Origin of the sequence: Nonomuraea sp. 3N208 (assembly GCF_052245935.1) — a bacterium.
In the GTDB taxonomy this organism is placed as follows: domain Bacteria; phylum Actinomycetota; class Actinomycetes; order Streptosporangiales; family Streptosporangiaceae; genus Nonomuraea.
This window is the reverse complement of the sequence record NZ_JBQQBR010000114.1, coordinates 1-4,855: the sequence shown is the minus strand read 5'-3', so window position 1 is coordinate 4,855 and position 4,855 is coordinate 1. Positions and strand designations below refer to the sequence as shown.

At 67.7% G+C, this 4,855-nt stretch carries 5 protein-coding genes and 1 pseudogene; 4 read left to right on the top strand and 2 right to left on the bottom strand.

Features of this window, described 5'->3' with window-relative positions:
• The first annotated feature begins 405 nt into the window (after positions 1-405).
• The 4 genes and pseudogenes from istA to ACTWPT_RS59515 form a co-directional block, all read left to right on the top strand.
• Positions 406-2,064, top strand: coding sequence for an IS21 family transposase (gene istA, locus ACTWPT_RS59530; protein WP_443186393.1), 1,659 nt, complete (start codon positions 406-408; stop codon positions 2,062-2,064).
• The gene (gene istB, locus ACTWPT_RS59525; RefSeq protein ID WP_443186392.1) at positions 2,061-2,855 is read left to right on the top strand and encodes an IS21-like element helper ATPase IstB; all 795 of its coding nucleotides are present in this window, start codon (positions 2,061-2,063) and stop codon (positions 2,853-2,855) included. Before istA ends, istB begins: the two co-directional genes overlap by 4 nt.
• A gap of 34 nt (positions 2,856-2,889) precedes the next feature.
• Positions 2,890-3,381, top strand: coding sequence for a hypothetical protein (locus ACTWPT_RS59520; RefSeq protein ID WP_443186391.1), 492 nt, complete (start codon positions 2,890-2,892; stop codon positions 3,379-3,381).
• Positions 3,312-3,824 (top strand): annotated as a pseudogene (locus ACTWPT_RS59515) (hypothetical protein); the annotation flags it as partial. The gene ACTWPT_RS59520 and the pseudogene ACTWPT_RS59515, both read left to right, overlap by 70 nt.
• Positions 3,825-3,867: 43 nt before the next feature.
• Here the strand turns inward: ACTWPT_RS59515 and ACTWPT_RS59510 are convergent.
• Both ACTWPT_RS59510 and ACTWPT_RS59505 read right to left on the bottom strand, forming a co-directional pair.
• Entirely contained in the window at positions 3,868-4,029 is a 162-nt protein-coding gene (locus ACTWPT_RS59510) for a hypothetical protein (RefSeq protein ID WP_443186394.1), read from the bottom strand.
• A 152-nt stretch (positions 4,030-4,181) separates the two neighbouring features.
• Positions 4,182-4,855: MFS transporter (locus tag ACTWPT_RS59505; protein WP_443186390.1), on the bottom strand; the 674-nt coding region annotated here is incomplete at its 5' end.

The window sequence follows — 4,855 nt, the reverse complement described above, 5'->3', positions numbered from 1 at the left end:
CGATGCACATCGCCGGACGGAGGGAACGAGAACGCGGGAGACCAGCGCATCCAAAACCGTTCGGGATGCGCGCAGTTCCGGGACGTGGCATCAGATGTCACTCCTGGCTACTGTTTAGGAACGGTTCTAGGTAGCTGGTAATCACCTCGACCCCAGGGCGCACCCGAAACCGCCTCGGGCAGGTCGGGGTTGGCGAACATGGACGTGCCGGCTCGCCCTGCCGCACTGGCCGGGGCAAGGTGGCCGTCCAGTACCACACTGGGTCTACGCGCGAGTTCTGGTGCCAGCTGCGAGTGAGTTCGGGTGCCGCTGTGTAGCCGGATGGTGACGGTTCAGCGAGTTTTGGTACCACTCGTGGCGTGGCGGTGGGACGCTCGATGCGCTTGGCGTCACAAGGGGGCGCTGATGGCCCGGATGACCAAGGTGGAGAAGTACGCGGCGATCAGGCGGGACTCCAGGGTGGAGGGCTTGTCGCAGCGGGCCTTGGCGCGCAAGTACGCAGTTTCCCGCCGGACGGTGGCAGAGGCGTTGATGTCCGCATGGCCGGCGCCGCGCAAGGCGATGGCGCCGCGGAGGTCGCGACTGGACCCGTTCAAGCCGGTGATCGACCAGATGCTGTGGCTGGATCTGAGAGCGCCCCGTAAGCAGCGGCACACGGTCCGGCGGATCTTCGACCGGTTGGTGGCCGAGCAGGATATGGAGGGGATCTCCTATTCGACGGTGTGCAACTACGTCGCGGCGCGTCGCCCGCAGATCCGGGCCGAGGCCGGGCACGGGCCGCCGGAGGTGCCCATCGATCAGATCCACAAGCCTGGAGAAGAGGCCGAGGTCGACTTCGGGGAGGTGTGGGTGGACCTGGCCGGGCGCAGGACCAAGTGCTACATGTTCGTGTTCCGGCTGTCGTACTCGGGCAAGGCCGTGCATCACGTGACCCTGTCGTGTGGCCAGGAAGCCTTCTTCGAGGGGCATGTGCACGCGTTCAACGTGCTGGGCGGGATCCCGACCGGCAAGGTCCGCTATGACAACCTGACCTCGGCGGTGGCCCAGGTGCTCGGCTTCACCCGGGCCCGGGTGGAGAACGAGCGGTGGGTGGCCTTCAGGTCCCACATGGGTCTGGAGACCTTCTATTGCCGCCCTGGTCTGGCGGGCGCCCATGAGAAGGGTGGGGTGGAGGGCGAGGTCGGACGGTTCCGCCGCAACCGCCTGGTCCCGGTCCCGCAGGTCGCCTCGATCGCGGAGCTGAACGCGTCCATCGACCGGTGGGACGCCGAGGATGACGGGCGCAGGATCGGCTCGCGCGCCCACACCGTCGGCGAGTACTTCGCCATCGAACGGCCGCTGCTTCAGCCGTTGCCGGCCGAGCCGTTCCAGACCGGCCGCGTCTTCCATCCCCGGGTGGACCGCAGGTCACAGATCTGCGTGCGCACCAACCGCTACTCGGTGCCGGTCCGGCTGATCGGCCGCCAAGTCCGTGTGCTGCTGCACTCCAACGAGCTCATCGTGTTCGCCGGCAAGATCGAGGTGGCCCGCCACGAGCGTCTGATCGCCAAGAACGGCTCCCGGCTGGAGCTGGACCACTATCTGGAGGTGCTGGTCCGCAAGCCGGGAGCCTTACCCGGAGCGACCGCGCTGGAGCAGGCCCGTCAGTCCGGCCGGTTCACCCCGGTGCACGACGCCTGGTGGGCCGCGGTCCGCAAGGCGCATGGGGACGCTCACGGCACCCGGGCGCTGATCGAGGTGCTGATGCTGCACCGCAGCATGGCCCACGAGCACGTGGTCGCCGGCATCGCCGCCGCGCTCCAGGTCGGCGCGCTGACCAGCGACGTGGTGGCGGTCGAGGCGCGCAAGGCCGCCCAAGCAGACCCGCAACCCACCGCGGCCACCCGCACTGACGCACTGCCTGTTGGCCATCCAGCCGCGCTGCCCGCCGACATCGTGTCGCTGACCGAGCACCGCCTGGCCTCGCTGCCGGCCGATAGGCGGCCCCCGCCGTCGGTGGCCGCCTACGACCAGCTGCTGCCTCGCCGCCGCTCCGCCAACCAGAAGGATGGAGATACGTCATGAGCACCCACCAGCAGCTCACCCATCAGCGGGGCCTGACCGAGCCGGCCGCCGAGGCCGCCGTCGACCAGGCCTGCCGGATGCTGCGGCTGCCCACCATCCGCGGCCAGTTCATCGCCACCGCCGACGCCGCCGAACGCGAGCAGCTCACCTACCGCGGCTTCCTGGCCGAGCTACTGATGGCCGAATGCGAGGACCGGCAACGCCGCCGCTCGGAGCGGCGCATCAAGGCCGCGGGCTTCCCCCGCGCCAAATGGCTGTCCGACTTCGACTTCGTCGCCAATCCCAACGTCCCCTCCGCCCTGATCCACACCCTGGCCAAGTGTGAATGGGTCCGCAACGGCCAGCCGCTCTGCCTGATCGGCGACTCCGGAACCGGCAAGTCGCACCTGCTCATCGCGCTCGGCACCGAAGCCGCGATGGCCGAATACCGGGTCAAATACGTGTTGGCCGCCAAGCTCGTCAACGAACTGGTCGAAGCGGCCGACGAGCTGATCCTCAACAAGACCATCGCCCGCTACGGACGCTTCGATCTTTTGTGCATCGACGAGCTGGGCTACCTCGAACTCGACAAACGCGGCGCCGACCTGCTCTTCCAAGTCCTGACCGACAGAGAAGAGACCGCGAGCGTCGCGATCGCCTCCAACGAGTCGTTCGGTGGCTGGACCAAAACCTTCACCGACCCCCGCCTTTGCGCCGCCATCGTCGACCGGCTCACCTACAACGCCACCATCATCGAGACCGGCACTGACTCCTACCGGCTCGCCCAAACTCGAGCCCGCGCCGAAGCCTGACCGCCAGATATCGTGCATACGGCACGATGACCACATGGAATCTCCAGGCGCAGCAGGACGCCCCGCTGTCTTCGTTCGCCGGCTTCCACTGCCTCCGCCGCTCCTCGCATTGCTGGCAGACCACCGCTGGAAGCATCCAGGTGACGACGCGCTCAAAAGCATCATGCCTTGGTTCGAGGATCCCCTGGACTTCCTCGAAAGCACCCAGGCCATGGCACGAGAGTCACAATCGCTAGACCTTTTCGCCGATGACCCCCCATCCCGAGACCTGTTTCGCGTCCACCGGAGCAGCACCCTGCCTCACCCCTCGGACCTCCCCTGGCTCGATGCCGAAGCCGCCGTCCTCATCGCGGTCAACAGAAACCCCGGCGACGACGTCGCCATCGCACTGGATTACCGGACAGACCGCCACGACCCCCGGGTCATCGCCAGCGACTTCTGGACCGACCCACGCCAATGCTCCTGGCGGACCGTCACCACCACGTTCACGGGATTCCTCGTCACACTCAATCTCCAGTCGACCTGAGCACCACGCGAATCGATCTTGTTTTTGCCAGACGCGACCCTGCAACGTGCTTACAACCCGCGCTCCGACTGGGTGCAGATGAGGGGACCTTCGGGCGAACCGAGGTACAGAGTGGTACCAAATTTCGTTCTCCGACCAGCGGCTCAAGATCTCCAACTGGTACCAAAACTCACGCGAAACTGGCTCCCAGCTCACTCGCCAAGCCAACCACACCGCCCGCTTCCGGCTCGTGCCCGGTCCGCCAAGGCGCTCAACGTCCCCATCCCGGCCCTCCGCAAGCCGGCACGGCCTGGATCGAGCTGCCCCGCCCGGCCGCGGCCGACGCCGAGCCGGCCGGGCACGCGCGGATCGGCTACGCCCGCGCCTCCACCCTCCGCCAGTCCCTCGACACCCAGCTCGACGCGCTCAAGGCCGCTGGCGTCACCCGCATCTTCGCCGAGAAGATCTCCACCCGCGACACCATCCGCCCCGAGCTCGACAAGGCCGTCACCCTGGCCCGGGAACTGCGCGGCCGGGGTAGCGGTCACTCTCGTGGTGCGCGAGCACAAGCGGCTCGGCCGCGGCCTCGGTCTGGTCGACCTTCGCGGCCGTGGCCGCGTTCAGGTTCTGGGCCTGCCAGCGCTCGCCGGTCTCGACCCACAGCCACATGTCATCGCGCTGCTCCCCGGACACCTGCCGCTGCGCGCGGGGTTTCGATGGGGATCCGGTCGCTGGTGGTCAGCCAGGCGGCGAGGATGGCCGGCCGACGGGTTGGGAGGCACCCCGTCGGCCAGCCATCCTCGCCACGTTTGGCCGGTTGCTCACTGCTGGGGTTCTGATGGTGCCTTGCGGGGCATCAGGGCGACGATCGGGAGGCTGAGGGCGGTGACGGCCAGAACGACGATGAGACTGACTTTCATCGCGTGGCCCAGTCCGGAGGTTGCGGCTTGGAAGAAGATCGAGGTGACCGCGGCCGAGCCGATCGCTGATGCGAGTTGCTGGATCGAGCTGAACGAGCCGCTGGCGCTGCCGGCTTCGTCAGGTTTCGCGTCGCCGAGAGCGACGACGGGGATCGTGGCGAAGCTGAGGCCAATGCCGACGCCGATGACGAAGAACGCCGGGGCCAGCGCCCAGAGGCTGACGTTCGTCCCGGAGTAAGCGACAAGGACCAGTACCCAACCGCAACCGACGAGGTCGACGGTGAGGCCGATGAAGACGAGGGTGCGACCGAGCTTGGCGACCAGGCCGCCCATGGCGGCGAACCCGGCTGCGACGAGTCCCAGGGTGAGCGGCACCAGACCGAGCGAGGTGTCCCGCGGGCTGGCGTGCAGCCCCTCCTGCAGGAACAGGGACAGCACGAAGAGCAGTCCGGTGCCGGCGGCGACGGCGACCAGGCACACGAGCAATCCGGAAGTGAAACCCCGGTTCTTCATGAGCGAGGGCTTGATGAGCGGGTGGGTCGCGGTGCGCTGACGGTAGGCGAAGGCAGCGAAGA